This window comes from Janthinobacterium sp. LS2A (assembly GCF_036543145.1).
GTDB classification, from domain to species: Bacteria; Pseudomonadota; Gammaproteobacteria; order Burkholderiales; family Burkholderiaceae_D; genus Janthinobacterium; species Janthinobacterium aestuarii.
Genome location: NZ_JAZHPB010000012.1, coordinates 1 through 24,933 on the forward strand (window position 1 = coordinate 1; position 24,933 = coordinate 24,933).

A 24,933-nucleotide genomic window follows, 5' to 3' on the forward strand; every position below is an offset into this window, starting at 1 on the left:
CCCCGAAGCGGACGTTCTCAGTAGCCGTTAGAGTTTAAGGCAGCCGGTTAGCGCGACTTATTTTCCGTCCGTGAAGCTATATCAGGTATGGACTCAGAGGGCGAGATGATCGTTTTAATACTCGCTTTGTCGACAAGTCGCTCTTTAGCGACCGATGCAAATGTGCGATTTGTCTTTTTTGCCTCATTTATTACTTCCAACAGCATCTCCCCTGAAATGGGCTTCTCGTCACTAATTATTATGGTCGAAAGATCAAAGGTAGCATCCTCGTAGCGTTCCGTTGGCTCAGTGTCATCGATGACAACCTCTGGATCAAGTTCTACAGCCTCCTGCATTCCAGCTCCCCCAGGGCCGAAACCCGCACGTACTGTCGGCAACTCACTCGCCGCAAACATAAAAAGGTCTCGGTCTGAGAATGGAACATGGAAGTCATTGAAGTTTAAAAATTCACGGCCATCGATTCGCATTTGAAAGTGATAATGTGGATAGGATGAAAACCCATTACCGTGACCGGCTAGATCGTTTCTAGAGCAGTCAAATGTCCACTCAATATTTTTCCATTTAATCGTGTAGCTAATAATCTTACGTTCCGCTTTTTCTTCCTTCAAATCATTGATATTGCGTAGTGGTGTCTCTTGATTTGCACACCAACGCAGAAATGCAGCGATGTTGTGGTAATCGTATTTTTCATAGATTTTGGGGAAGTCCTTTTTTTTAAATTTTGTACGTCTTAGAAGCCAGTGCGTGCACGGAGAGTCGGTACGCATTTTGTCAAAATCCTCACCACAAAGATAACAATTTCCTTTAAGGTAAGCTCCTTCGAAAGCGGCGAATTGTTGGTCGTGTTTTTCTTGGTCTTTTCGATTGCCAAGTTCAATCTGCTCGTCGCTAAGCGACTCGAGAAAGATTCTAACTTTTTCTGCGTCCATAATTTTCGCGCGTCATCGCATCCAAGTTAATAGAAAGTTATGTTGCATCGGGGCACAACCAATCAATTACTTTGATACGAAACGCCTCAAGCGATTGTGCAGTGGCGCTCAGGTTAAGAAGGTCGGAGTCGAACGCCTCAGGCTGGAGTTCCTCCTCCTTAATTTCACGCTCCCCACTACTGCCCCGTAATTTCGAATTGGTGCGAAGAAGACCTTCTCGGCCGTGAAAGTTAATCCAAGGGTTGTATTTGGAGTGAACAAGCTCATTCCGACGTTCACCAAGTTTTCCGAGTTCGACAACAAGCTTGTGAAACTCAGTTTTCGCGAGCGGGTCAGTATTCTTACGAAGATCAATGAAGCGAGCGAAAAGAGCATCAAGGGTTTTTAAGCGCTTGCTATATTCGAGTTCGTTGACCAGGATTCGAACGATCTCACCATCGGTATCCGCGAGCAGCTCAAGTAGGTTGTTTACGGACTCCTCCAGATGCTGGAAAAGAACGACAAAGCGGCCTAGTTGATGATATGCGGTGACTGTGCTCATAATTTTTTAGCTTGGCATATATGGATAATTACCAATATAGCATGTTCAGTTATAGGAAGGAGGAATCTCAGTAGACGCCGGCCACCGGCGGTTTTTGGCCGAACCCGGCCGTTCGGACAAGCACAGCAGGTTGTCAGATGGAAAATCCAACGCGACCCACGACAGGCTGGATTCGCCCCAGAGAAGACATAACAGCTTGCCAGATGCTAAGACCATAGACGTTACGCGAAGCGAACCACCGGTAAATATAAGCGCGTATCGGGCAGATTTTCCTCGCAATAATCATGGGCGGCGAAGTGCTGCGCGTGCATGCGGAGTCGACGTGGTGCCGGCCGACAAGCAGCTGCGCGCCAGCGCCGGCTGTTGTCGTGTCAAATCAGGATGTCGGTTTCAGCGGTGATTTCTCAATTAGATCGGACTCGTCTTGACAACTTATAAGAAATCTTCGGCCAAATCCCGTATGGAATGATCGAAACATATTTAATAACTCTGGTTGCATAGCGCGCCACTTGATTGTGGGATCGAGTCCGTTTCTGCTCGGCAACGACGAAACTGTTTGGTAAAAAAATTTAATTACATCATTTTTCTGGTTCTTGGGGAAGAGTAAACATTGAAAGTGCGGGCCAATAGGGAACGCTAAAAAAGTATCATCTTTGTGGAGTACGTTATAGACTGTCTGGGGCAAATAATTTGGATCGGCGACAACCTCTAGCACCGGGTGGTCGCTAGTAACAAAAGGCTCCACGATCGAATAACTGAGAACAAGGGTATAGGCCTCGTGAAGTCGCTGCGGTAAGCGCTTCATTCCTAGCTTTACTAATTGAAAAGGCTCATTTTGCTCCGTCAATATAGCTAATATCTCTTGAGGATACGTTGAACCCTTGATCGATTTTGAAATTTCTTCAACCGTACGTGGAGTGCGTACAAGCTGCGCACTAATGAAGTCAAATAGTTTTGACTTATCCGCTGGCGACGACAAAATTTGTGCTACCTGTAAGCACATTGCTTCCTGTATTACGATTGCATCCTTACCCGTACACAAAGGCAATTCTGAGATTTTTTTCAGAAGAGGCGCTGCAGCATTCTCAATGGACCCAAGGAATATTTCGATTTCATTATTGGGATTAGCAAGATCTTTTTCGTAAAGGTAATCGTCACCTAAAATGCGTTTAGTTGCCCTCTCCTTTTTTTCATTTAGATGAAGATCATGGCACCACACTTGCCCACTGGAATTTTTCCATAATTTTAAATAGTGTTGTGGCACATAGTGTTGATATACCGTTAGCTGGCTTGTCATATTAGATTTTATGCCTCCAGAAATTTTCTATTTAAATAGAGAGTTTGGTGCAATCAAGACTTCACACATACTAATGCTTTCTTATAAGCGCATATGATAGGTACGCGATAATACCGTTTTTTGCTGATTGCGGACTGCGGGCAGAGCTAGTGTATCCGGCCGTTACCTGAAGAGCAACTACAAAGTCTATCAGGCATTCGTGAGAAGGCGTCCGCGAGCGTCGATCGCGCTACACGTCAGCGCCATGGATCTGCTGCTCGACAGTCGGTTTTTGCACGCATTTAGGTAGCGGCCCACACCCACTCGCTCGCGTGGCTGACTGTCGATGTGGTGCTCACCAACTAAAGCAGCAGTGCGGGTTACAGCTTCCCTCCACATCATTATTTTGATTGGTCATCTTGCATGGAAACTGCCAGTGTTTTAAAGCGCTTTCCGCGTTTTTTACCCGTCAACAGCCTGTACGAGACGTATTCGTTCTGAGCAGCTTGAAGAAGCCGTAAATTTGGCGAAGAGGCTGTCATATATTTCAAAACGCCATCGGCTTGAACGTCTGCTTCTGGCCGATAGCGGCACCAGAGCATAGCGAATTTCCAATCAGAAAAACTCCCAAATTGTCACGTTATCGCAAATAACTGCTTCTGGCCGGTTGCCGTCATTGGCAGGTTCCGCCCCGAAGCAGACGTAACCGACATGTCCAAGATTAACTTAAGTCAGTCGTATTTGACGCGTTTTTAACTGATCGATTTGGCGAGCTTTCGACTCTTCGGAGTAAGGCTCTGAGGATGAATCGAAGGGCTTGTAAACTCCAAAATCGTACATTTCATAATACTTTGTCATTGCTTCTGTCCAGGAAGATGCTTCAAACGTTGCAATAAATCGAGCATCAGCCGTCATAAATTCCGGCCGACTCCCGTTAGCAATACAAACCGTTATTCCATCTTCGTCCTCCCAAACCTCATGTAGTAAAGATGCCATTTCTACCTCTAGATGATTGAGTAGCCAGGTCAAAAAATGAATGTTGCTATACGACCGCTTCTGGCCGAATCCAGCCGAAGTTGCTCAGACGTTGACTTTACGACACCTTCACGCATCAGATCGGTATGCGTAGTATGCAGACAAAACAAGCAGCAATTACAATAAGCATAAGAAGGTGAATCAGTTGCAGACTATTTTTCCTTTTTTCGTCCGCTACCGGCCACATTAAAAGTCTGCGGCCCAATGATATTCCCCACGAAATTTTGCCCAATCTTGCCGTGGGTTTCAACGTGCGGAGTATTTCCTGCAGAAGATGTTGAGGGCGTTGGCATGCGCATGCCGCCAATCATTCCAAGAACACCAGCTCGTCCACGTGCATCTAGGTTCCGGAAACCAGAAACTAACTCGCTTTCATCTGCACTAAGTACAGCAGCTGAAACGCTGCCTGTCATCACATACCAAACGTCTACGCCAATTTCTAACAGCGCGCAGAGGTAGACAGCATCGGGAGAGCGCTCATCTTTTTCATACGAAATTTGAGCGCGTTTTTTGACCCCGCCAACCGCTGCGAAGTCGTCTTGGTTCATGCCCAGACGTTGACGCTCTTGCTTTAATCTTTCACCAAACATGCTCATACTCACATCTTTTTGTTGACTAGTGCGCTTTTGGACACTATAGTTACGCCATCCTGTAGCGATTACACATCATAACATTATGAAAAACGTATCCAATGCCAGGCGTACTGCCAAGGGCGTCACGACTAAGCCCCTTGGCGTCCGCCTGACGTCTGATGAAGTAGCCGAAGTCGAGGGCTACGCAGAGAAACTTGACCGGTCCCGCGCCTGGTTCCTCCGCTTCCTGATCCTACGCGGCCTCGCCGACTACAAGCGTGAACTCGCTTCCAAATCCATTCACTAAGGACAACGTCATGTACCCCGATGCAAAACGTATCCGCAGCCACCGCGTCATGCTGCGCCTCGATGACTATGAGCACCAGCTCGTTTCCTCGATCGCCAACTACCAGGGCGAAGAGCTTGCAGTGCTGGTGCGCCAGATCGTGATGCGTGAAGCCTTGGCCGTGATCGCCTTGGATGACGCCACCATCGACAGCGTACAGCGTCGCAGCGTTTAAACCGAGTCACTTTTGAGCAACTCTAAAGTTACAGAAAATGCCAGACCATCAAATTAACCTCAATGACGAAGAGCGCGCGGTGCTGGAACTCGTGCGCCAACGCCAGGGGCTGGCAAGTATCGATCAGGCGGCCGAATGGCTCGTCAAATCGCGCTTACGCATACAGTCGAAAAACATGACGGGTCGCGGTCGCGCCCTGTACCAAGTGGAAAGAAAGCTGAAATGAGAGTCATCGGCCTGCCCTGCCCGCATTGCGAATACACCGTCCGCGCCGTCAAGAGCCGCACGATGTCCGCCATGTTCAAGGAAATCACCTACATGTGCCAGAACCCCGAATGCGGGCACTCCTTCGTGGCAGGCCTGGAAGTACTGCGCACCCTTTCGCTGTCCGCCATGCCCAAGCCGGATATCCGCATCCCGATGTCCCAGCATGCGCGCACGGCGGCCACCAGCCAGCTAGCCCTGGACCTGACTGCGGGCTGCTGATGACTATCCCGATCCTCGCGCCGCCGTAACCCGGCCGCCGTATCTCCCCTCTTTTGCTGTGCCCTGCTGCGCTCCTTTTTGAGCGTGCGGGATTCGTTCAACCTGAAATAAGGAAAACCGATGGAAACCACGCTGCACGCCACCCCTCATGCCTGCATATCCATGGCATCAAACACGATCCGCCCGACCTTGCAAAATTGCATTGTCCCCGTGGCACCGACGTGTTTTCTGCTGCAAGCCAGCGCGGGCATCGGCATCGCGGCGCTGACCGCCCACATCCATGAGATTGCCAAGACCTATCACGCCTACGGCGCGGCCAATCTGACCTTCATCGTCAGCGATGCGCAGGCACTGGAGCGTGACGGCTTTTTCGCGCCAGCCAAACAACGCGCCCTGGTCGGCAAGCTGCCCATCGAGTTGAACTACATTTTCGCCAATGAAGCGGGTTCCCGGCACTGCTGCGGCGCATCGCACACGCTCCCGTACTGGGCAGAGCAATTTCTCAAGCCAGGGGCACGCTGATGCTGCGCCTAGCCAAAACCTGCCGCATCTGGCTGCTGACGCTCCTGATTGTCATTGCCCCCGGCGTGCTGCGGGCCATCGGCGCCATCAAGGACTGAACCATGCCGGCGTCCCTTATCGACAATCACCTGTCCTTCCAGCCTGCCGCCGAGATTCTGGCCGCGCGCGACAAGGCCATGCCGACGCCACCAGGCGCCGGGCATGCGCTGGCCGCCATCGCCGAAGCCAAGGCCCAGCTACGCAGCATCAAGCCGCGCAACCTGGCGCCCTTCATGGCCCAGGCGTGGGGATTGTCTCCGCGTGGCGCGCGCCGCTCCGTGCTGATCGCCGCAGGCATGGATGCCGACCGCTGGGAATCACCCATCCATTCATTTACCGAGGAAGAGCGCATCGAACTGCGCGCCGCCACCTCCGCCGCTATCCGTGTGTACGAAAGACTGTTGAATGCAATCTAAACAAATCCTGCTGCCAGCCCCGCAGCGTCACGAAGCTTTTTTGCGATCCGCCCAGTTCGCGCCCGAGCTGGCCCGCATTCCGTTCAAGTGGCGCAACCGCGTCATCAACGCGGCCATGGCCAAGATGGCCTGGTCGTCCTGGTACAAAGTCTATGAGTCCGTCGCGACCAGCTTTGTGCGCGAGTTCGCCGAGCAGTACGTGCCGGCCGGCGTCGATCTGTCGCAAAGCGACGCCGACATCGTGGCCACCGCCGAACGCGCAGCGGCCGGCGTCACCAAGATGCTGTGGATGGCCGTGTCCGACACGCACGCCCTGCAGATCATGGAAGACGAATGCGCCTCGTATGGCATCGAGCTGCCCGAGTTCGACGCGCTGGCCGACACCATTGCCCGCCTGGTGGACGCCCGCTGGTGGCGCCGTCAACTGCGCAAGCGCGTCAAGCGCGCCTTTGAAGCGGGCAATATCCGCCTGGGCTATGTGAAATACAGCGGCGAACCCTACGCCAGCAATGACGCCGTGCTGTCGCGCCTGGCGCAAAACCGCCGCAACGCGGCAGCGCTGGCCGCCACCCTAGTGCAGAACGAGAACGGCCAGCAATTCAGCATCGCCGAGCTGGCCGAGAAAACGACCGCCAACAAGGCCATCCGGCGCGGCGAACTGATGTTGCGCATCAACGGTTTTGAGCAGATCGCCCGCGAGTGCGGCGACCAGGGCATTTTCATCACCTGGACGTGCCCATCGCGCTTTCACGCCATGCAGCACAGCGGCAAGCCAAACGACAAATTCGACGGCTCCACACCGCGCGAGGCAAATGCCTACTTGGGCAAGATGACATCGCTGTGCCGCTCTGCCCTGGCGCGCCGTGGCATCGGCCTGTACGGCTTTCGTATCGCCGAGCCGCACCACGACGGCTGCCCGCACTGGCATTTGCTGCTGTTCGTGCGCCCGACCGCGAAATACAAGACGGCCCACCTGCAGGACGTGGCCGGCCGCGCCATCCGCATCATGAAGCGCTACGCCTGGCGCGTGGATCGTGGCGAACCGGGCGCCTTCGCGCGCCGCCTGGACGTGAAACGCATCGACTGGGCGAAGGGCAGCGCCGCCGGCTACATCGCCAAGTACGTGGCCAAGAACATCGACGGCGTGGCCGAGCACAAGACGAAAGAAGGCTACGTCGTCACGGCCGACACCGAAGGCGATGTCGAGCTGACGCCATCGGCACGCGTCGAGTCCTGGGCCGCATGCTGGGGTATCCGTCAATTCCAGCAGTGGGGCGGCGCCCCCGTCACCGTGTGGCGCGAACTGCGCCGCATCGAGGAAAGCATGCTCAACGAAGCCCCGGCCGCCATGCGCCGCGCCTGGGACGCCGTGCAAAAGATCGACGGCGAAAAGCGCGCCTGCTGGGCCGAGTACCTGCGCGCCCAAGGCGGCGCCCTTGTGCCGCGCAAGGAATTGGTCGTCACCCTGGCCAAGGACGAAAAAACCGTCATCGGCCGCTACGGTGAAACGCTGCGCACCACGCCCTACGGCGTGCGCTGCAGCGACCTGATTGGTGTGGTCTTCAAGTCCGTGCGCCATACGTGGACGCCGGTACAGGCCACAGGCGCTCGCGCGGTGGCTGTTGGGGTTGCCGTTCCTCGGACTCGTGTAAATAACTGTACGCACCCCGACCGCCCTGCCCCGGCCAGGCCACCGGCGGCGCCCGCGCCTGACCTGTCCAACGAGGCAAAAACAGCGGTGATTGCCGCCTGGGCGGCCGTCAACGCCTGCCCTTATCCCCGGCTGATCGTCACCGACAACCCACCCCATGAAGGAAATGGCACATGAGCACCTATGCCGTGATCGTTCGCACGCAAACCGAACGCTTTGAATTTTTTGAGGTTGCCGCATCCAGCGGCGACGTGATCGACGCCGCCATCGACCGCTACGGCGTGTGCGGCGTTACCGCCAAACTGAAAGGAGCACCGCAATGCTGAACACCCTGACCGATTCACCACGGCAAATCGCCCTGGGCGACCGCGTGACGTTTGATACCGACGAAGGCTACCAGGCCGGTACCGTCAACGACCTACGCCGCGACGTGGGCAATGGGGAACTGCATGCGTGGGTGGAGCTGGACCACCAGTGGCCGGGTATGTTCCGCGCGGTGCCGCTGGGTGCCATCGAGGCGGTCAAGAAAGCAGCCGCGCCTATCGGTTGCACGGTTTAGAGGCCAGTAAAGAAATGGACCGATACAAAGAATTCTGCCGGCTGCGCGACTACCGCAAGCCTGGCGTCGAAGTTCCGCACTACACCGAGGCGGAGGCGTTCGCACTGGCGGCCCAAAACAAAGCCAGCCATGCAGAGCCAATCCAGCACAAGAAAAGCCAACCCACGAAAGGTAAAAACCAATGAATGAAGACCGAATTATCTACCGCCAGGACTTATACAAAATGCTGGGCGTCACTTCGGAGACGCTGCGCAGATGGGTGAAGGAGAACAAGCTGCCGCCGGCGGACGTCTCCATAACCCAGCGCACGCTGGGATGGCGCCTTTCAACGCTCCAAGCCGCTGGGATCAGGCTGCTTTAATAGCCAGTCAGCGAAGGCCTGAAGCATCACGCGTCGCTGCTTCAGGTACTCCGCTGAGTTGTAGACCCCGCGCACGCCGCCGTCCTTGTGCGCGAGCTGCACCTCGACGTGATCCGAGTTGTACTCGTGCTCGTTGGCCCAGGTAGAACCGACCTTGCGCCAGCCGTGGCCCGTCATCTTGCCCTTGAAGCCGATACGGTGAATGAGGTAAAGAATCGCGTTTTCACTCATGGGGCGGCTGCCGCCCCGGTCGTTCGGGAAAACGTAAATGCTACCCCGCGAACGCAGCTTCATTTCCGCCAGCAGGTCCAGCGCCTGGGATGACAGCGGCACCAGATGTTCGCGGCCCTTCTTCATGCGCTTGCCCGGTATCCGCCAGACATCGCCCTCCACTTCCGCCCAGGTCATGCGCCGCAACTCGTCCGTGCGCGTCCACGTCAACGCCAGCAGCTTGCAGGCCAGCACAGACTGAATTTCATCTTCCAGGTCCAAGCGCTCCATGAATGGATGCACCTCGGCCAATGCCAGGGCGGCGAAGCCTTCGCGCGGCTTGCGGGAAAAGGCGACCTTCGAATTGATGTTCGATGCGGGGTTCTCTTCGCAGTGGCCGTGCTGGATGGACCAGTCGAGCACCTGGCCCACCCACATGCGCACCCGCCGGACGTAGACGGACAGGCCAGCGGCATCCATCGGGCGCAGCGCGGCCATCAAGTCTTCCTTGGTAATTTCACGCACAGTTTTCGCGCCCAGCGTCGGCGAGACATACATGGCCAGCGCGCGCAGTGCATTTGCCTTGTAGCCGGCGCTGATGTCCGTGCGCCCGGCCCAGTAGGTATCGATGGCGGCATCAAGGGTAATAGATGGGCTGCTTGCCTTGCGCTTGGGCTTGAGGTCTACCCCATCGATCAGTTTCAAACGCAAAACGTCGCGGCGCTCGCGTGCTTCCTTGAGGCCGATCAGGGGATACGGGCCGATGACGGCAGTCTGCTGCTTGCCCTCGTCGTTGCGATAGGCCATGCGCCAAACCTTGTTTCCGCTTGGCAGGACTGCCAGCATCAGGCCGTGGCCATCGAAGAGCTTGCGCAGCTTGCCGTCGTTCGGCGTTGCGCGCCGGCAGTCTGCGTCGGTAAGGGTATTGATGGCCATGCGATATCCTGTAGGTACGGTTTTGAGAAAAACCGCATCATACCTACAATTTAGCCTACGCATCATTCTGCGAGAGCGTTTTTGGATATCACCGAATCTGTGACTCGGCGGGACGAAAATCAAGCTAAGTCGTTGATTTTCAATGAAATTCGGTGGAATATAGGTTGAGTATACTCACGAATTTTTTATGTACTTGGCGGAAGCGGTGAGATTCGAACTCACGAACAGTTTAACCCGTCGCTAGTTTTCAAGACTAGTGCCTTCAACCACTCGGCCACGCTTCCAGATGGCAGCATTATACATAAAGGTCCGTGGCTTACCAATGGCTAGCATCGTTTGCCCGACAGGAAAGAGCGGGCATGCTTTCCTTACACGCCCCAGTTTTCCCGCAGCGCCTTCTCGAACTCCACGGCCGGCAATGGCCGCGAGAACAGGTAGCCCTGCACTTCGTCGCAGCCTGAGCTCTTCAGGAAGGCCAGCTGCTCGGCCGTTTCCACGCCTTCGGCGATCACTTTATGGTGCAGTTGCTGGGCGATGCTGATGATGGTGCTGGCGATGGCACAGTCGCTGGCGTCGGTGGGGATGCCGGTGGTGAACGATCGGTCGATCTTCAGGGTGTCGATGGGGAAACGTTTTAAATAGGACAGGCTTGAGTAGCCGGTGCCGAAGTCGTCCAGGGACAGGGCCACGCCCAAGGCCGTGATGCGGTCCATGATGCCGATGACTCTCTCGATGTTGTGCATCAGGGTGCTTTCCGTGATTTCCAGTTCCAGCCAGGCCGCTTCCAGGCCGTAGCGGGCCAGGGTCGCCGCCACTCTGGCGGGCAGCGCTGCCGTGAATTCGCGGGCGGACACGTTGACGGCCAGGCGGATCGGCGGCAGGCCGGCAAGTTTCCATGCTTGCGCCTGGGCGCAGGCCGCCTCCAGCACCCATTCGCCCACTTGCACCACCAGGCCAGTCGATTCGGCCAAAGGAATAAACTCGGCGGGCGGGATCATGCCGTGCTGCGGGTGGTGCCAGCGCACCAGGGCTTCGGCGCCGATGATGCGGCCGCTGCCCAGGGCGTATTTCGGCTGGTAGTGCAGCAGCAGTTGCTGTTCCGACAGGGCCTGGCGCAAGCCTGTTTCCAGGCGCATGCGCGCCTGCATGCCCAGGTTCATGTCCTGGCTGTAGAACGCCACGCTTTCCGCTTCGCCGCCGCTGTCCTGCTTGGCGCGGTACATGGCGATGTCGGCCAGGCGCAGCAGGGTTTCCGCATCTTGCGCGTCTTGCGGATAGACGCTGATGCCGATGCTGGCGCCCACGCGCAAGTCGTGGCCTTCGATGAGGAACGGCTCCACCAGCGAGGCCAGCAACTTTTGCGCCACCATGCTCGCTTCGAAATGCTGGCCGATGTCGAACAGGCCGACGGCGAACTCGTCGCCACCCAGGCGCGCCACCAGATCCTGGTCGCGCAATACCTGGCGGAAACGCAGGGAGACCTGGCGCAGCAGTTCGTCGCCGATGCGCCGGCCCAGGGTGTCGTTGATCAGTTTAAAGCGGTTCAGGTCGATGAACAGCACGCAGCCGAGCATCTTGCTGCGCTGCGCCACACTCAGGGCCTGGTCGACCAGCTTGGCCAGCAAGGTGCGGTTGGGCAGGCTGGTCAGCGGGTCGTAATACGCGAGGTGGTGCAGCCGCTCTTCGGCCAGCTTGCGTTCCGTGATGTCCGTCAGGTAGGCGATGAGTCCGATGGGCTTGTCGTCCAGGTCTTGCAGCGGCGACAGGGACAAGCTGGCCCAGAAGATCTCGCCCGACTTCTTTCGGCGGCGCACCTCCATCAGGCGCCCTCCCTGCTCCAGGAAGGCATCGTGGAAACCCGTGTCTTCGTCGTCGTACAGGAACAAAATGTTGCGCCCCACGGCTTCCACCGAGGTGTAGCCGAACAGGCGCTCGGCGCCCTTGTTCCAGCTGGTGATGTAGCCCGTCAAGTCCATCGTCAGCACGGATTCGTGCAACTGGTCGAGGATTTGCGTCTGCTGCGCCAGCAAGGCTTCGACTTGCGCGTAGGCATGGGTCGAGCGTTGCGCCAGCGAATGCACTTGCAGGACGCCGGCCGTCAACGATGCCAGGCTGGCCAGGTGGCGGCGGTCGGCGTCGTTATACAGCGGGCGGCCGGCCACGCTGTAATGGCCGAAACAGTGGCCGTCGAAACTGACTTCCTGCAGCAAGGTGGGCGTATCGCGGGGAAACGATGCGGCCGGCGCGGCGGCATCCGTGCCGGCCGCGGGCAGGAACTGGCCATGCGGGCTGGCCATCACCGTGCTGGCGATACGGCCCAGCTCAGCGACCAGCGCGGGGCCGCGCAAACGCACGACGGCGTCGCACAGGGCGGCGCTGTCACCGAGGAAATCCGACACCGGAAACAGGGCCATGCTAGAGGTTCCGGCTGACCTGGATGGCCCATTGGTAGGCCTGCAGCAGGCTGCGCCAATAGGTTTCTCCATCGATGCCGGCGCGGCGCAAGCCGTCGGGCGGCGGCGTGGCGCTTTCGACCAGCGCCAGCAAGGTGCCCAGCTCGCCATTGCGTTCCAGCAAGGCGGCGCTGACTTCGGGCGCCAGGTTCAGGGTGGCGATGATCTCTTGCATCGGCATGCCCAGCAGGACATCGAGCAGGGAAAATACGCCCGCCATGAAGGCCAGGTCCTGCGCTTCGCGGTCGCCGCCGCGCAACTGGCACAGCGCTTCCATCTGCGCCGCGCGCACGGCCGCCAGCGGCAGCAGCGCGTGGATCTTGCCGTCGTCCTGTTGCCGCGCATACAGCAGCAGTTGCAGCCAGCGCTGCAGCTGGCGCCGGCCCAGCAGGGTGATGGCCTGGCTGAAGCTGGTAATCGGCGCCGTGAAACCGAAGGCGGCTGAATTGACCAGTTTCAATAAATGATAGCTGAGGGCCGGATCTTGCTTGAGCGGCACTTCCAGCTCGTGCGCGTCGGCATCGCGGGCCAGCAGGCCCAGCAGCGACATCAGCCGGCGCCGCGACGTGGCGTCTTCCGGCTCGCCTTGCTGGCGCGCATGCTGCAAGGCGTAATCGCCGGCAAACCAGCTGACGCCAAGTTCTTGCAATGCGGCAATCTGCCCCGCGTCGGCGATGTTGTAGGCCAGGTGCGGCCCCGGCAAGGGCAGCAGCTGATGCAGGGCCGGGTGTACGCCTGCCGCGTCAAAGCTCAGCGCGCGCGCGTCGACTTGCGCCGCCACCACCGGACCGGCATCGGCGCCATCGAGAAGGATGCGGTAGCCGGCGTCGCGCCATTGCCGGCACTTTTTCTGGAGTTGCTTGTCGTCGGCAAGCTGGGCCGGCAAACGGAAGATGGTGCGTTGCGGCACCAGTTGCGCCAGCACGGCCTCGTCCACGCCATGCGGGTCGGCCAGAGGAATGATGCAATCGAGCGGCGCCAGGAAGGCATACGCGTCGGCAGCGGCCAGCGCCGCCAGCAGCGGCGCCGTCGAGGCCTGCGGTACATGCACGGTGACAGCGACCCACTCGTTATGAGCATTGGCCACTGCTTGTAATCCCACCAACGGAAACAGGTTTGATTCAGACGCTGACATCGGTATCTCAGTGTGGGTAGGGCGCCATAGTAAATAAACTGACCAGCATTGGCAACCCTGGCCCGACAGAGATGCCCTCGACAGCGAGAATCATTCTATCTGAATCTCACCCACGAAACAGTTTAATTTTGGCAATAGATGTTCAAAAAGAACATTCCCCCGCGAGACCCGCCTGCCATGCGGGTCAGCCAAAAACCCGGTACCGCGCACGCATGCTCAGGCGCTGCCGCCATGCGCGTGCTCGACCGCGTATTTGATCAATTCAGCCTGCCCTTCGATGCCGAGCTTGCGCTTGATGTTCAGCCGGTGCGTCTCCACCGTGCGCACGCTCAGGTCGAGTGCGCGGGCGATCTGCTTGTTCGACTGGCCTCCCGCAATGTGCTGCAGCACCTGCTGCTCGCGCGTGGTGAGGAAGGAATCGTGGACTTGCGGGCGCGACAGTTGCCGCGCCAGCGCTGCGCTGTAATAAATGCCGCCGGACATCACGGTCTCGATGGCAAACACAATATCTTTACCTGGAGCATCTTTGAGCACATAGCCGCGCGCCCCGGCGGCGATGGCTTGCGACACGTATTCGAGCTTGTCGTGCATGGACAGAATCAGTACGGCAATCTGCGGAAACGCCTGCTTGAACAGGGCCGTCGCTTCAATGCCGTTCGTGCCGCGCATATTGATATCCATCAGCACGAGGTCCACCTGGTGCGTGCGCGCCTGGCTCAACGCTTCGTCGGCGCCGCCCGCCTCGGCCACGACGTCGAAATGCGCGACCGCTTCCAGGCGCGCGCGCAGGCCGTCGCGCACGAGGGGGTGGTCGTCCACCAGCAGGATGTTGATCTTCTCGGTCATGGTTCTCTATTTTAATGTGGAGGAAAGCTCGAGCCGCGCCAGCACCACGGTGCCGGCCAGGGACGAGGTGATGTGCAGGCTGCCGCCGATGGCTTCCATGCGTTCCGTCATGTTGCGCAGGCCGATGCCGCGCTGCGGGTGCAAGGCGATGCCGTCGAAATCGAAGCCGCCGCCATTATCCCGGATGCGCAACTCCACGGCCTTGCCCGACTCGTGCAGGCTCACTTCCACGCCGCGGGCGTGGGCATGGCGCTCGCAATTGGTCAGCGCTTCCTGGGCGATGCGGAACAGCACGGTATTGACCATATCGGGCAAGCCCTCGCCCGCCGCCGCGGGGCTGGCCGTGAAACTGGCTTGCGCGCTACTGCTGTCATTGAATTCATGCACGAGGTGATCGAGCGCGGCGGCCAGGCCCAGGTCATCCAGAATGGCCGGGCGCAGATTGTGCGAAATGCGCCGCACCTCGCCCAGCACCTTGTTCAGTTGCTCGGCCGCCCGCTCGAAGGTGGCGGGCGCCTTGTCTTTCTGTTCCGCATTGCCGCCCAGGCGCGCGATGCCCGCCTCGATCTGCAGCTTGATCGACACCAGCCACTGGCTGATGCCGTCATGCAAGTCGCGCGACAGCCGCGCCCGCTCTTCCTCCTGCGATTCCACCACGCGCTGCGCCAGCACTTTCAGCTTGGCGTCGGCCACGCGCAGTTCGCGCAAGTTCAGCACGAGGCCGCAGGCGGCCACCAGCAGGGAACCGAGGATGGCGATGGCGGCAATCAGCTCCATGGTCGAGCGGATATTGCGCGACTGCTGGGCATCGACCTTGGCCAGCGCCTGGTCCACGTCATCCATATAAATGCCGGTACCCATCATCCAGCCCCATTCCGGCATCAGGATCACATAGCCGAGCTTGGGCGCGGACTTGTTCGTCGACGGCTTGATCCAGTTGTAGCGCTCGAAGCCGCCGCCGCTCTTGGCCCGCTGCATCAGGCGCTGGATGGTCAGATTGCCTTCGGCGTCGCGCAATTGCCACAGGTTCTGCCCCACCAGTTCAGGCTGGCGCGGATGCATCAGCGACTTGCCCTGCAAATCATAGATGAAGAAATAGCCATCGTCGCCATAGCTGAGGGCGGACAGGATGCGCTTGGCCTCCTCTTGCGTGGCGCCATCCTTGCGCCCCGACTGGTACAGCGAGGCAATGGAATGGCTGGCCAGGGTCACGTAATGCTTGAGCTCGGCTTCCTTGCTGGCCAGATACGCTTGCTGAATGGTGGCGCGCTGCTGCTCGGCCAGGGTAATCGCCTGATGCCGCACGGCAAACGCGATGGCGCACAGGGCGAGGATGAGCGGCGTGATGGCCAGGAAGATGACTTTCTGTCTGAGTTTCATGGCCTTGCGCGCTCGGGCGGCGTCGATGCTGGTGGGAATGCGTGATTTTACGTCGCGGCGCGGTGATCGGTCTGCGTAGTAATACTGAGCGTTACTGCGTAGTGCTGCGCTTGCGGCAATTATACGATTCCTGAATACTCGCCATAAGCTGCAGATACCACGAATTCACACCCAAACTGGCGACGACCAGGCTCGGCAGCACACATCATCGCACGGCACAGCGCCCGTCACATCTCTGGAGGAAGCATGAACCGCATTTTCAAACAGCTCGGCTGGGCAGCGCTTGCGCTGGCAGGCGCCGGGTCCCTGGGCGTCGTCGCCCTGCAACGCGGCGAATCGATCAGCGCGATCTGGATCGTCATCGCCGCCGTCTGCGTCTATCTGATCGCCTACCGTTTCTACAGCCTGTTCATCGCCGACAAGGTGCTGGGCCTGGACTCGCGTCGCATGACGCCGGCTTTCAAGCACAACGATGGCCTCGACCACGTGCCGACCAACAAATATGTGCTGTTCGGCCACCATTTCGCGGCGATCGCCGGCGCCGGTCCCCTGGTCGGCCCCGTGCTGGCCGCGCAGATGGGCTATCTGCCCGGCATGCTGTGGATTCTTGCTGGCGTCGTATTTGCCGGCGCCGTGCAGGATTTCATCGTGCTGTTCATTTCCATGCGCCGCGACGGCCGCTCGCTGGGCGACCTGATCAAGGCTGAACTGGGCGAGATTCCCGGCATGATCGCGCTCTTGGGTTGCTTCATGATCATGGTCATCATCCTGGCCGTGCTGGCATTGATCGTCGTCAAGGCGCTGACTGGCTCCCCATGGGGCAGCTTCACCGTGATGGCGACGATCCCCATCGCCCTGTTCATGGGCGTGTACTCGCGCTTCATCCGCGTGGGCCGCATCGGCGAAATTTCCATTATCGGCTTCGTCTTGCTGATGCTGGCCATCATCGGCGGCCAGTACGTACAGGAACACGCCGTATTGGGCCCGATGTTCACGTTTACCGGCACGGAACTGACGTGGATGCTGATCGGCTACGGCTTCATCGCCTCGGTCCTGCCCGTGTGGCTGCTGCTGGCGCCGCGCGACTACCTGTCTACTTTCCTGAAGATCGGCACCATCTTGGGCTTGGCCATCGGCATCATCGTTGTCGCGCCGTACCTGAAAATGCCGGCCATGACCAAGTTCATCGACGGCTCCGGCCCCGTCTGGTCGGGCAATCTGTTCCCCTTCCTGTTCATCACCATCGCATGCGGCGCCGTCTCCGGCTTCCACGCGCTGATTTCCTCGGGCACCACGCCGAAGATGATTGAAAACGAAAGCCATGCCCGCTTTATCGGCTATGGCGCCATGCTGATGGAATCGTTCGTCGCCATCATGGCCCTGGTGGCCGCCTCGACCATCGAACCGGGCATCTATTTCGCCATGAACAGCCCGGCCGCCCTGATCGGCACCACGGCCGAGTCCGCCGCACAGGCGATCTCGCAGTGGGGCTTTTATGTGACGCCGGAAATGCTGACGCAAACGGCCAAGGACGTGGGCGAGCACAGCATCATCTCGCGCGCCGGCGGCGCACCGACCCTGGCCGTCGGCATGGCCCAGATTCTCTCGGGTGCCATCGGCGGCAAGGCCATGATGGCCTTCTGGTACCACTTCGCCATCCTGTTCGAAGCGCTGTTCATCCTGACGGCCGTCGATGCGGGCACGCGTGCCGGCCGCTTCATGCTGCAAGACTTGCTGGGCAGCTTCGTGCCAGCCTTGAAACAGACGGAAAACGTCATCGCCAACCTGCTGGCCACGGGCCTGTGCGTGGCGGCCTGGGGCTATTTCCTGTATCAGGGCGTGGTCGATCCATTGGGCGGCATCAACACCCTGTGGCCGCTGTTCGGCATCGCCAACCAGATGCTGGCCGCGATTGCGCTGATCCTCGGCACCTGCGTGTTGTTCAAGATGAAACGTGGCCAGTACGCATGGGTCACCATCACGCCGACCATCTGGCTGCTGCTGTGCACCTTGACGGCGGGCTGGCAAAAGATTTTCGACGCCAATCCGCGCGTCGGCTTCCTCGCGCATGCCAAGAAATACTCGGCGGCACTCGATGAAGGCACCCTGCTGGCGCCAGCCAAGTCGGTGGCGCAGATGCAGCAGATCATCTTCAACGATTACCTGGACGCAGGCCTGGCCGCCTTCTTCGTGGTGGTCGTCGTCAGCGTGCTGTTCTTCGGCATCCGCACCATCCTGAAGGCCCGCGCCGACAGCAAGCCGAGCACCAAGGAAACGCCGTTCCAGGCCTTGCCCACGGTGCAATGATGATCGACGAAATCATCAAGGCTGGACGGTATCTGGGGCAAAGCATGCGGCTCATGTGCGGCTTGCCCGAGTACGACACCTATGTGGCCCACCGGGAAGTGACCCATCCCGGCGAGCCGATGATGACGTATGAAGAGTTCTTCCGCGAACGGCAGGAAGCCCGTTACGGCGGCGCCGGCAAGCGTGGTGGTTGTTGTTAGCGGACACCTGCCCCAGCCTACTGCGCGTCGGTATAGGTGGCCTGCGATGCTCACCGTACTTTAGTACGGTTGCGCTTCTCGGCCACCTCTCCCTTCCGCTCGCTACGGCTGGATCAGGTGTTGTAGCTCAGCAATAATTTGAGGGCGGTCTTGCGAGACCGCCCTATTTGTTTCATCTCGTATAAGTTTCCCTCCCCTCTCCTTCCTTAGACCCACATCAATATCATGGTGTGTCTTCGCGTCTATATTTTTCCAATAGGAAATTAAAAAACAGTCAACAGTCCGACCGGAGAAGCGCCGCAACCATGTTCAATTTCCAACGCTCCAGCATCAGCCAGAAGCTGACCATGATTTCGGTACTGTCGTCGGGCTGCGCGCTGCTGCTGGTGTTCGTGGCGTTTGCGCTGACGTCCGTGCTCAGCCACAAGGACGATGAAGGCAAGCAGCTGCTGTCGCTGGCGGGCGTGATCGGTGCGGCCAGCGCGGGGCCCTTGCTGGCAGGCAAATCGGCGCAGCCGCAGGCGGAACAGGTGCTGGCCGCGCTGGCCGCGCGCGACGAGGTCGCCCAGGCGGCCCTTTTCGACCGGAACGGGCGCCTGTTCGCCCTGTACCGCGCGCCGCAGCATGCCGATGGCCTGGCCACGCCGGAGGACCTGGACCCGGCCCTGCTGGCCGACATGGCCGTGCAGCCCGTCACGCAAGGCACGGGCACGACCCTGGCGCCCGCCATGCGCCTATACCGCCCCGTCTACCGGCCAGGCGAGCAGCAGCTGCAGCAGCTGATCGGCGCCGTGCTGATCGAGACGGACCTGAACCACATGTGGCGCGACATCGGCCGCCACGTGGGCGCCATCGGCGGCGCCACCGTGCTGTCCTTCCTGATCGCCGTGTTCCTCGCGCGGCGTTTCAAAAGCGTGATCGCCGAACCGATCACCAAGCTGATCGACACGGCGCAAAAAGTGTCGAGCAGCCAGACCTACAGCCACCGCATCGCGCACCAGCGCAGCGACGAGCTGGGCGTGCTGATCGACAGTTTCAACGACATGCTGGCGCAGATCGACAGCCGCGACAGCACCCTGGCCAATTACCGCGACCAGCTCGAGCGCCAAGTGGGAGTGCGCACGGCGCAGCTGGAAAAGGCCAAGGATGCGGCCGAGGCCGCCAGCCAGGCGAAGAGCGCGTTTCTTGCCACCATGAGCCATGAAATCCGCACGCCAATGAATGGCGTGCTGGGCATGACGGAGCTGCTGCTGGCCAGCCCTTTGAGCCCGCAGCAGCGCCACTACACGAGCATGGTGCAGCGCTCGGGGCAGAATTTGTTGGTGATCATCAATGACATCCTCGACTTTTCCAAGATCGAGGCGGGCAAGCTGAGCGTGGAATACATCCGCTTCAATTTCCGCGAATTGCTCGACGACATAGAACACGTGTTCGCGCCGCAGGCGCAAGCGAAAAACATCAGCCTGGAATTCAACATCGCGTTTGACATTCCCATCGCCATCTGCGGCGACCCGAACCGTTTGCGCCAGATCATCGTCAATCTGCTGGGCAACGCCATCAAGTTTACGGAAACGGGCAAGGTCACCGTGAAAGTGACCGTGTGCAGCGAAGACGCGCCCAGCGTGGGCTTGCGTTTCGAGGTGCACGACACGGGCATCGGCGTATCGAGCGAGGCGCAGACGCGCATCTTCGAATCGTTCTCGCAGGCGGACGGCTCGACCACGCGCAAGCATGGCGGCACGGGCTTGGGACTGACGATCTCGAAGCAGCTGGTGGAGCTGATGGGCGGCACTATCGGCGTTGATAATGCTTTAACGCAAGGATCGATCTTCTGGTTCGAAGTAAATTTCGATAAGCGGCGAGTCGACAGCGACGACCCGTCCTTCAACCTGAAAACCACGCGAGGGTTACGCGCCTTGATCGTCGACCACACACCGGCCACGCGCGCCGTGCTGGAGCGGCAACTGGCCAGCTGGCACATCGTCAGCGACAGCGCCGGCACGGCCAGCGACTGCCTGGCCAAGCTGCACACGGCCGCGCAGGCGGGCACGCCGTATGGCGTGGCGCTGCTCGACATGGAATTGCCGCGCACCAGCGGCCTGGCCCTGGCCGCCACCATCAAGAGCGACCCGCTGCTGGCCGACCTCAAATTACTGCTGCTGAGTACCGAACAGGCGGCAGCCGACCCGGTGCAGCGGCGCGAGGCGGGCGTGGCCTTCCAGCTGATCAAGCCGGCCCGCGAATGCGACCTGTTCGACTGCATCGTCACGCCGCCGCGCGCCAGCGAGGGCATGCGCATCCATCCGCCGCATGCGGCGCGGCAAGTGGGCCGGCGCCAGCGCCGCCGCGTACTGCTGGCCGAGGACAATCCCGTCAACGTGGAAGTGGCGCTGGCCATGCTCGACAGCCTGGGCCTGGACGTGGTCTGCGCGCGCAACGGCGAACAGGCCTTGCAGGCGGCGCAGGCCGAGGATTTCGATTTGATCCTGATGGATTGCCAGATGCCCGTAATGGATGGCTTTGCCGCCACGGCGGAAATCCGCCGCCACGAACAGCAGTGCGGCCACGCGCGCGTGCTGCCCATCGTCGCCATCACGGCCAATGCGCTGCAGGGCGACCGCGAAGCGTGCCTGGCGGCCGGCATGGACGATTACCTGAGCAAGCCGTTCACGCAGCAGGACCTGGGCCACACGATCGCCCGCTGGATCACGCTGCCGCGCGCGGCCACCGTGCATCACAGCGAAGCGCCGGAGCCGCAAGCGCCTGTGGAGGTGCCGCCCGCGCCGCCGCCCGAGCAAACGCAGACATCGGCCCAGCCGCTGAACCGGCAGGCGCTGGAAAACATCCGCGCCCTGTCCGGCACGGATGGCGATGCGCTGCTCGAGCGGGTCATCCTCGCCTTTACCAGCGAAACGCCGCGCCAGTTGAGCGCCATGCGCGCAGCGATTGCCGGCGCCGATGCGGAAGCGCTGCGCAAGGTGGCGCACAGCCTCAAGTCGGGCAGCGCCAACGTGGGCGCCGATAGCCTGGCGCAACTGTGCAAGGAGATGGAAAAACTGGGCCGCGCCGGCAGCACCGAGGGCGCGGCTGCCCTGCTGCAGCAGATGCAGCAAGCCTTCCTGACCGTACGCGAATCGCTGAACGCCATCCTCGTGAAGGAACACTGACATGACAGCGCCCCTTTCCCCTCCCCGCGGCCTGGTGCTGGTGGCCGACGACGACCCCGTGATGCGTTTGCTGATGCGGCAAATGCTCACGCAGGTGGGCCTGGACGTGATCGAGGCCGAAGACGGCGTGCAGGCGCTGGCCAGCTACAAGCACAGCGGGCCGGACCTCGTCATGCTCGACGTCGACATGCCGGCCATGGACGGCTTTGCCGTGTGCCGCGAAATCCGCCACCAGGAAGTGGGCGGCACGGTGCCCATCATCATGGTCACGGGCGGCGACGAGCTGGAAGCCGTCACGCGCGCCTACGAGGTGGGCGCGACGGATTTCATTTCCAAGCCCATCAACTGGCCCATCCTCGGCCACCGCGTGCTGTACGTGCTGCGCGCCAGCGACGCCATTGCCCGCCTGCGCATCGCCGACGCGCACAACCGCGCCGTGCTGGCCGCCATCCCCGACACCTTCTTTCGCCTCAACAGCGAAGGTTTTTATCTCGACTACGAACAGGGCCACGACGCCAGCGCCGGCTTTTCCATCACCGACTGCGTGGGCAGCCATATCCGCGACGTGCTGCCGCCCGAAATCGCCGCGCGCCTGCTCGACCAGGCGCACGCCGTGCTGGCCACGCAGCACATCGGCTCGGTCGACTACACGCTCACGCACGAAGACAGCACGCGCCATTTCGAAGCGCGCCTGGTGGCGACGGGGGCCGATGAAGTGCTGGGCCTGGTGCGCGACATCAGCGAGCGCAAGCGCACGGAAGAACAGATCCGCCGCCTCGCCTATTGCGACAGCCTGACGGGCATCCCCAACCGGCAAGCATTCCTGGAAACCCTGGAACGCGAACTGGTGCGCTCGAAAGAGCACGACAAGAAATTCGCCGTGCTGTTCATGGACCTCGACGCCTTCAAGCGCATCAACGACACCCTGGGCCACGACGTGGGCGACCATTTGCTCAAGGTGGTGTCCGAGCGCTTGCGCGAAACCATCCGCCCCAGCGACCTGGTGCTGCGCGCCGAATACGAGCTCGATGGCGTCTTTGGCGGCAGCAACCTGGCGCGCCTGGGCGGCGATGAATTCACGATATTGATACCCGACCTGGAGCGTGTGGAAGATGCGCTGAACGTGGCGCACCGGGTCAAGGAAGCCATGCGCCGGCCGTTCATGATCGAGGCGCACGAGATTTTCGTCACGGCCAGCATCGGCATTTCGCTGTATCCGGAAGATGGCGAGGATTGCAATTCGCTGCTCAAATATGCGGACACGGCCATGTACCACGCAAAGAACTGCGGCAAGAACAACGCCAAGCTGTACAGTTCTTCGCTGACGATGGAAATCATGAGCCACGTCAAGATGGAAGTGGGCTTGAGGAAAGCCTTGCAGAACAACGAGCTGTACTTGCTGTACCAGCCGCAGATCGACGTGCCCAGCACGCAGATCGTCGGCGTGGAAGCGCTTGTGCGCTGGCGCCATCCGGAACGGGGCATCATTTCGCCCACGGAATTCATCCCGCTGGCCGAAGAGACGGGGCTGATCGTGCCCATCGGCGAATGGGTGCTGCGCACGGCCTGCAACCAGGCCAAGGCGTGGCAAAACGGTAGCGGGCGCGCCATCCGCATGGCCGTGAACCTGTCGGCCAAGCAATTCAAGGATGAAAACCTGATGCAGATCGTGCTCTCGGCCCTGGCCGACACGGGCCTCGATGCGCGCCTGCTGGAACTGGAATTGACGGAAGGGACCTTGATGGACGATGCGCGCGCCACCATGGTGACCCTGGAGCAATTGCGCGGCATCGGCGTGTACCTGTCGATCGACGACTTCGGCACAGGCTATTCGTCAATGAATTACTTGAAACGCTTCGACGTGCGGGCCTTGAAGATCGACAAGAGTTTTATCGCCGGCTTGCCGCAGGATGCGGAAAACGCGGCCATCACGCGCGCCATCATCGCCATGGCACATGGCTTGAAGATGGTGGTGGTGGCCGAAGGCGTGGAAACGGACGAGCAACTGGTGATGCTGGAAGAATACGGCTGCGACATGGTGCAAGGCTATTTCCTGGGCCACCCGTCTCCGCACGACACGATCACGGCCATGCTGGCCAGGCAGACGAAGCAGCTGGCCAGCGTGGAAACTAGAGCACTTCGAAGGCAAGGATTTGCGTGACTTGCAGCGGATTAAAATTGTCGTCGGAAATCAACACGAGGCTGCGGCGGCCGTTTTCCAGGCGCGGCCCCCAGCTGATGCCTTCGATATTGTCGACCCGTGCCAGGCCGGCCTTTTCCAGGTCCAGCAGCAAACGCTTGCGCGCCGGCACGTAGGACGCGGCCGCCAGGGCCGGCAGCGCCTGCACATCGGTGGCGCCCTGCGTTTCCATTTCGTAGATGCGCACGTGGTTCGTATAGACGCCGTCCGCGTTGGCCACGCCGGCCCGCTCTACCACCAGCACCTGGTGATCGTTGACGGCGAGGATTTCGGACACGCCATTGTCCGCTTCGCGTCCGGGCCCGGGCCGCGAAGCGACGGGCTCAATCGGATACGCATACTGGCCCAGCACCTTGCCGGCACGATCGAGGCGCGTGATGCGCACAACGGCGCCGTTATCGGGCGTGGCCAGCGGGCCATCCTGGTACAGGGCCGCCTCCATGCCCAGCCACAGGCTCTTGCCATCGCTGGCAAACGACAGCGCTTCAAATGTCATGTTGTTGCGCGAGCCGATTTCTTCCTTGGAGACATTGAACATGGCCGGTGTCGGCAAGGTGGCCAGGTAACGGCCGCCGCTGTCCGCATGGCGCACGAATGGGTGCAAGCCCACCTTGCGGTTGCCTTCGCTGCCATACCACAGGCTGCCATCCTGCGGATCGACGCGGATGGTTTCGATATCGGCCACCTGGTCGCCTCGGTCCAGCTTGGCATGCGCCAGGTTCGGATAGCGGCTGCCGTCGGGCTGCGTGAAGAAATGCACGCTGTTCAAGGTCACGCCCGCAAACGCCTTGCTGTCATAGTTCAAGGCAGCGCGGTAGAAGCGGGCCGGATTGATTTCCGAGCGGTCATCGCTTTCCATCACCCAGCTCTTGTTGACCGCATCGTAATCGATGCCGGACAAGCCGCCCACCGTGGTGCCCTCGAACGCCTGCCTGAGCGCGATACGCTGCTCGCCGATCAGGCGCAGGCCCGTAATCGGTGCATCATGCGGGAAGCTGGCGCAGGCGGTGAGGAGGATAGTGCTGGATGCCAGGACAAGCGCACGGTGAAAAAAACGATGCATGATAGATATCAGATGAGTTGCGTAGGTCGGCTTAGCGCGAAGCGCGTAAGCCGACAACATTGTTAACTTGGCCGGTGGTGGCGTCGGATTACGCGGCGTGCCGCCGCTAATCCGACCTACCTTCCCGA

Annotated in this window: 26 protein-coding genes and 1 tRNA gene; 15 read left to right on the plus strand and 12 right to left on the minus strand. The window is 59.9% G+C overall.

All coding sequences use genetic code 11. The features are described from left to right. Positions 1-47: 47 nt before the first annotated feature. The 5 genes from V3C40_RS25800 to V3C40_RS25820 form a co-directional block, all read right to left on the minus strand. On the minus strand, positions 48-929 hold the full coding sequence (locus tag V3C40_RS25800) for a hypothetical protein (RefSeq protein ID WP_070300969.1): 882 nt from the start codon (positions 927-929) through the stop codon (positions 48-50). A 37-nt stretch (positions 930-966) separates the two neighbouring features. After that, complete coding sequence (locus tag V3C40_RS25805) at positions 967-1,470, minus strand: hypothetical protein (protein WP_331778883.1); 504 nt, start codon at positions 1,468-1,470, stop codon at positions 967-969. Positions 1,471-1,846: 376 nt separating this feature from the next. After that, positions 1,847-2,767 carry a DUF4238 domain-containing protein gene (locus V3C40_RS25810; RefSeq protein ID WP_083292452.1) on the minus strand — a complete coding sequence of 307 codons (921 nt, stop codon included), beginning with the start codon at positions 2,765-2,767 and terminating at the stop codon, positions 1,847-1,849. Positions 2,768-3,472: 705 nt separating this feature from the next. Beyond that, positions 3,473-3,742, minus strand: coding sequence for a hypothetical protein (locus V3C40_RS25815; protein WP_139143233.1), 270 nt, complete (start codon positions 3,740-3,742; stop codon positions 3,473-3,475). Between the two features lie 191 nt (positions 3,743-3,933). Further along, positions 3,934-4,377, minus strand: coding sequence for a helix-turn-helix domain-containing protein (locus tag V3C40_RS25820; RefSeq protein WP_083292451.1), 444 nt, complete (start codon positions 4,375-4,377; stop codon positions 3,934-3,936). Positions 4,378-4,456: 79 nt separating this feature from the next. Between V3C40_RS25820 and V3C40_RS25825 the strand changes: the two genes are divergently transcribed. The 11 genes from V3C40_RS25825 (at position 4,457) to V3C40_RS28355 (ending at position 8,908) form a co-directional block, all read left to right on the plus strand. After that, positions 4,457-4,660 (plus strand): ribbon-helix-helix protein, CopG family, encoded by a 204-nt coding sequence (locus V3C40_RS25825; protein ID WP_070300965.1) that lies wholly within the window; start codon positions 4,457-4,459, stop codon positions 4,658-4,660. Positions 4,661-4,670: 10 nt separating this feature from the next. Continuing rightward, the gene (locus V3C40_RS25830; RefSeq protein WP_035820909.1) at positions 4,671-4,874 is read left to right on the plus strand and encodes a hypothetical protein; all 204 of its coding nucleotides are present in this window, start codon (positions 4,671-4,673) and stop codon (positions 4,872-4,874) included. Between the two features lie 37 nt (positions 4,875-4,911). Further along, positions 4,912-5,100, plus strand: coding sequence for a hypothetical protein (locus tag V3C40_RS25835; protein WP_046682347.1), 189 nt, complete (start codon positions 4,912-4,914; stop codon positions 5,098-5,100). Next, positions 5,097-5,360 carry an ogr/Delta-like zinc finger family protein gene (locus tag V3C40_RS25840; protein WP_070300963.1) on the plus strand — a complete coding sequence of 88 codons (264 nt, stop codon included), beginning with the start codon at positions 5,097-5,099 and terminating at the stop codon, positions 5,358-5,360. The genes V3C40_RS25835 and V3C40_RS25840 overlap by 4 nt, the downstream gene beginning before the upstream one ends. Positions 5,361-5,480: 120 nt before the next feature. Next, positions 5,481-5,882 (plus strand): hypothetical protein, encoded by a 402-nt coding sequence (locus V3C40_RS25845; RefSeq protein WP_070300961.1) that lies wholly within the window; start codon positions 5,481-5,483, stop codon positions 5,880-5,882. A 101-nt stretch (positions 5,883-5,983) separates the two neighbouring features. Beyond that, complete coding sequence (locus V3C40_RS25850) at positions 5,984-6,337, plus strand: hypothetical protein (protein WP_070300959.1); 354 nt, start codon at positions 5,984-5,986, stop codon at positions 6,335-6,337. Continuing rightward, entirely contained in the window at positions 6,327-8,165 is a 1,839-nt protein-coding gene (locus V3C40_RS25855; protein ID WP_331778884.1) for a replication endonuclease, read from the plus strand. Before V3C40_RS25850 ends, V3C40_RS25855 begins: the two co-directional genes overlap by 11 nt. Further along, the gene (locus tag V3C40_RS25860; RefSeq protein WP_175539401.1) at positions 8,162-8,314 is read left to right on the plus strand and encodes a hypothetical protein; all 153 of its coding nucleotides are present in this window, start codon (positions 8,162-8,164) and stop codon (positions 8,312-8,314) included. The genes V3C40_RS25855 and V3C40_RS25860 overlap by 4 nt, the downstream gene beginning before the upstream one ends. Continuing rightward, positions 8,308-8,547, plus strand: a complete 240-nt coding sequence (locus V3C40_RS25865; RefSeq protein ID WP_331778885.1) for a hypothetical protein — start codon at positions 8,308-8,310, stop codon at positions 8,545-8,547. The genes V3C40_RS25860 and V3C40_RS25865 overlap by 7 nt, the downstream gene beginning before the upstream one ends. Before the next feature lie 14 nt (positions 8,548-8,561). After that, positions 8,562-8,732 carry a hypothetical protein gene (locus V3C40_RS25870; RefSeq protein WP_331778886.1) on the plus strand — a complete coding sequence of 57 codons (171 nt, stop codon included), beginning with the start codon at positions 8,562-8,564 and terminating at the stop codon, positions 8,730-8,732. A gap of 38 nt (positions 8,733-8,770) precedes the next feature. Then, positions 8,771-8,908, plus strand: coding sequence for a helix-turn-helix transcriptional regulator (locus V3C40_RS28355; RefSeq protein ID WP_442907317.1), 138 nt, complete (start codon positions 8,771-8,773; stop codon positions 8,906-8,908). Here the strand turns inward: V3C40_RS28355 and V3C40_RS25875 are convergent. The 6 genes from V3C40_RS25875 to V3C40_RS25900 all read right to left on the minus strand — a co-directional run bounded on the left by V3C40_RS25875 (position 8,873) and on the right by V3C40_RS25900 (position 15,868). Next, the gene (locus V3C40_RS25875; RefSeq protein WP_058050302.1) at positions 8,873-10,054 is read right to left on the minus strand and encodes a tyrosine-type recombinase/integrase; all 1,182 of its coding nucleotides are present in this window, start codon (positions 10,052-10,054) and stop codon (positions 8,873-8,875) included. The genes V3C40_RS28355 and V3C40_RS25875 overlap by 36 nt on opposite strands. 194 nt (positions 10,055-10,248) lie before the next feature. Further along, positions 10,249-10,338 (minus strand) — tRNA-Ser (locus V3C40_RS25880). 84 nt (positions 10,339-10,422) lie between these two features. Continuing rightward, entirely contained in the window at positions 10,423-12,468 is a 2,046-nt protein-coding gene (locus tag V3C40_RS25885; RefSeq protein WP_331778887.1) for a putative bifunctional diguanylate cyclase/phosphodiesterase, read from the minus strand. 1 nt (position 12,469) lies between these two features. Further along, the gene (locus V3C40_RS25890; RefSeq protein WP_331778888.1) at positions 12,470-13,594 is read right to left on the minus strand and encodes an EAL and HDOD domain-containing protein; all 1,125 of its coding nucleotides are present in this window, start codon (positions 13,592-13,594) and stop codon (positions 12,470-12,472) included. Between the two features lie 264 nt (positions 13,595-13,858). Next, positions 13,859-14,488: a response regulator transcription factor gene (locus V3C40_RS25895; RefSeq protein WP_046682340.1), complete on the minus strand. Its 630-nt coding sequence runs from the start codon at positions 14,486-14,488 to the stop codon at positions 13,859-13,861. Positions 14,489-14,494: 6 nt separating this feature from the next. Further along, positions 14,495-15,868: a cache domain-containing protein gene (locus V3C40_RS25900; protein ID WP_331778889.1), complete on the minus strand. Its 1,374-nt coding sequence runs from the start codon at positions 15,866-15,868 to the stop codon at positions 14,495-14,497. A 246-nt stretch (positions 15,869-16,114) separates the two neighbouring features. Here V3C40_RS25900 and V3C40_RS25905 point away from each other — a divergent pair, with 246 nt between their 5' ends. From V3C40_RS25905 to V3C40_RS25920, 4 genes are all read left to right on the plus strand, one after another. Continuing rightward, positions 16,115-18,175, plus strand: a complete 2,061-nt coding sequence (locus tag V3C40_RS25905) for a carbon starvation CstA family protein (RefSeq protein WP_034759102.1) — start codon at positions 16,115-16,117, stop codon at positions 18,173-18,175. After that, positions 18,175-18,375: a YbdD/YjiX family protein gene (locus V3C40_RS25910; protein WP_010396213.1), complete on the plus strand. Its 201-nt coding sequence runs from the start codon at positions 18,175-18,177 to the stop codon at positions 18,373-18,375. Before V3C40_RS25905 ends, V3C40_RS25910 begins: the two co-directional genes overlap by 1 nt. A gap of 305 nt (positions 18,376-18,680) precedes the next feature. Continuing rightward, entirely contained in the window at positions 18,681-21,542 is a 2,862-nt protein-coding gene (locus tag V3C40_RS25915; protein WP_331778890.1) for a hybrid sensor histidine kinase/response regulator, read from the plus strand. 1 nt (position 21,543) lies between these two features. Next, entirely contained in the window at positions 21,544-23,703 is a 2,160-nt protein-coding gene (locus V3C40_RS25920; protein WP_072456361.1) for a putative bifunctional diguanylate cyclase/phosphodiesterase, read from the plus strand. Here the strand turns inward: V3C40_RS25920 and V3C40_RS25925 are convergent. After that, entirely contained in the window at positions 23,672-24,805 is a 1,134-nt protein-coding gene (locus tag V3C40_RS25925) for an esterase-like activity of phytase family protein (RefSeq protein WP_331778891.1), read from the minus strand. The two genes, V3C40_RS25920 and V3C40_RS25925, sit on opposite strands and share 32 nt — an antisense overlap. Between the last annotated feature and the right edge of the window lie 128 nt (positions 24,806-24,933).

Coding starts and splice junctions, on each gene's coding strand:
- V3C40_RS25800 (WP_070300969.1), bottom strand. CDS start 929: ATGGACGCAGAAAAAGTTAGAATCTTTCTCGAGTCGCTTAGCGACGAG.
- V3C40_RS25805 (WP_331778883.1), bottom strand. CDS start 1,470: ATGAGCACAGTCACCGCATATCATCAACTAGGCCGCTTTGTCGTTCTT.
- V3C40_RS25810 (WP_083292452.1), bottom strand. CDS start 2,767: ATGACAAGCCAGCTAACGGTATATCAACACTATGTGCCACAACACTAT.
- V3C40_RS25815 (WP_139143233.1), bottom strand. CDS start 3,742: ATGGCATCTTTACTACATGAGGTTTGGGAGGACGAAGATGGAATAACG.
- V3C40_RS25820 (WP_083292451.1), bottom strand. CDS start 4,377: ATGAGCATGTTTGGTGAAAGATTAAAGCAAGAGCGTCAACGTCTGGGC.
- V3C40_RS25825 (WP_070300965.1), top strand. CDS start 4,457: ATGAAAAACGTATCCAATGCCAGGCGTACTGCCAAGGGCGTCACGACT.
- V3C40_RS25830 (WP_035820909.1), top strand. CDS start 4,671: ATGTACCCCGATGCAAAACGTATCCGCAGCCACCGCGTCATGCTGCGC.
- V3C40_RS25835 (WP_046682347.1), top strand. CDS start 4,912: ATGCCAGACCATCAAATTAACCTCAATGACGAAGAGCGCGCGGTGCTG.
- V3C40_RS25840 (WP_070300963.1), top strand. CDS start 5,097: ATGAGAGTCATCGGCCTGCCCTGCCCGCATTGCGAATACACCGTCCGC.
- V3C40_RS25845 (WP_070300961.1), top strand. CDS start 5,481: ATGGAAACCACGCTGCACGCCACCCCTCATGCCTGCATATCCATGGCA.
- V3C40_RS25850 (WP_070300959.1), top strand. CDS start 5,984: ATGCCGGCGTCCCTTATCGACAATCACCTGTCCTTCCAGCCTGCCGCC.
- V3C40_RS25855 (WP_331778884.1), top strand. CDS start 6,327: ATGCAATCTAAACAAATCCTGCTGCCAGCCCCGCAGCGTCACGAAGCT.
- V3C40_RS25860 (WP_175539401.1), top strand. CDS start 8,162: ATGAGCACCTATGCCGTGATCGTTCGCACGCAAACCGAACGCTTTGAA.
- V3C40_RS25865 (WP_331778885.1), top strand. CDS start 8,308: ATGCTGAACACCCTGACCGATTCACCACGGCAAATCGCCCTGGGCGAC.
- V3C40_RS25870 (WP_331778886.1), top strand. CDS start 8,562: ATGGACCGATACAAAGAATTCTGCCGGCTGCGCGACTACCGCAAGCCT.
- V3C40_RS28355 (WP_442907317.1), top strand. CDS start 8,771: ATGCTGGGCGTCACTTCGGAGACGCTGCGCAGATGGGTGAAGGAGAAC.
- V3C40_RS25875 (WP_058050302.1), bottom strand. CDS start 10,054: ATGGCCATCAATACCCTTACCGACGCAGACTGCCGGCGCGCAACGCCG.
- V3C40_RS25885 (WP_331778887.1), bottom strand. CDS start 12,468: ATGGCCCTGTTTCCGGTGTCGGATTTCCTCGGTGACAGCGCCGCCCTG.
- V3C40_RS25895 (WP_046682340.1), bottom strand. CDS start 14,488: ATGACCGAGAAGATCAACATCCTGCTGGTGGACGACCACCCCCTCGTG.
- V3C40_RS25900 (WP_331778889.1), bottom strand. CDS start 15,868: ATGAAACTCAGACAGAAAGTCATCTTCCTGGCCATCACGCCGCTCATC.
- V3C40_RS25905 (WP_034759102.1), top strand. CDS start 16,115: ATGAACCGCATTTTCAAACAGCTCGGCTGGGCAGCGCTTGCGCTGGCA.
- V3C40_RS25910 (WP_010396213.1), top strand. CDS start 18,175: ATGATCGACGAAATCATCAAGGCTGGACGGTATCTGGGGCAAAGCATG.
- V3C40_RS25915 (WP_331778890.1), top strand. CDS start 18,681: ATGTTCAATTTCCAACGCTCCAGCATCAGCCAGAAGCTGACCATGATT.
- V3C40_RS25920 (WP_072456361.1), top strand. CDS start 21,544: ATGACAGCGCCCCTTTCCCCTCCCCGCGGCCTGGTGCTGGTGGCCGAC.
- V3C40_RS25925 (WP_331778891.1), bottom strand. CDS start 24,805: ATGCATCGTTTTTTTCACCGTGCGCTTGTCCTGGCATCCAGCACTATC.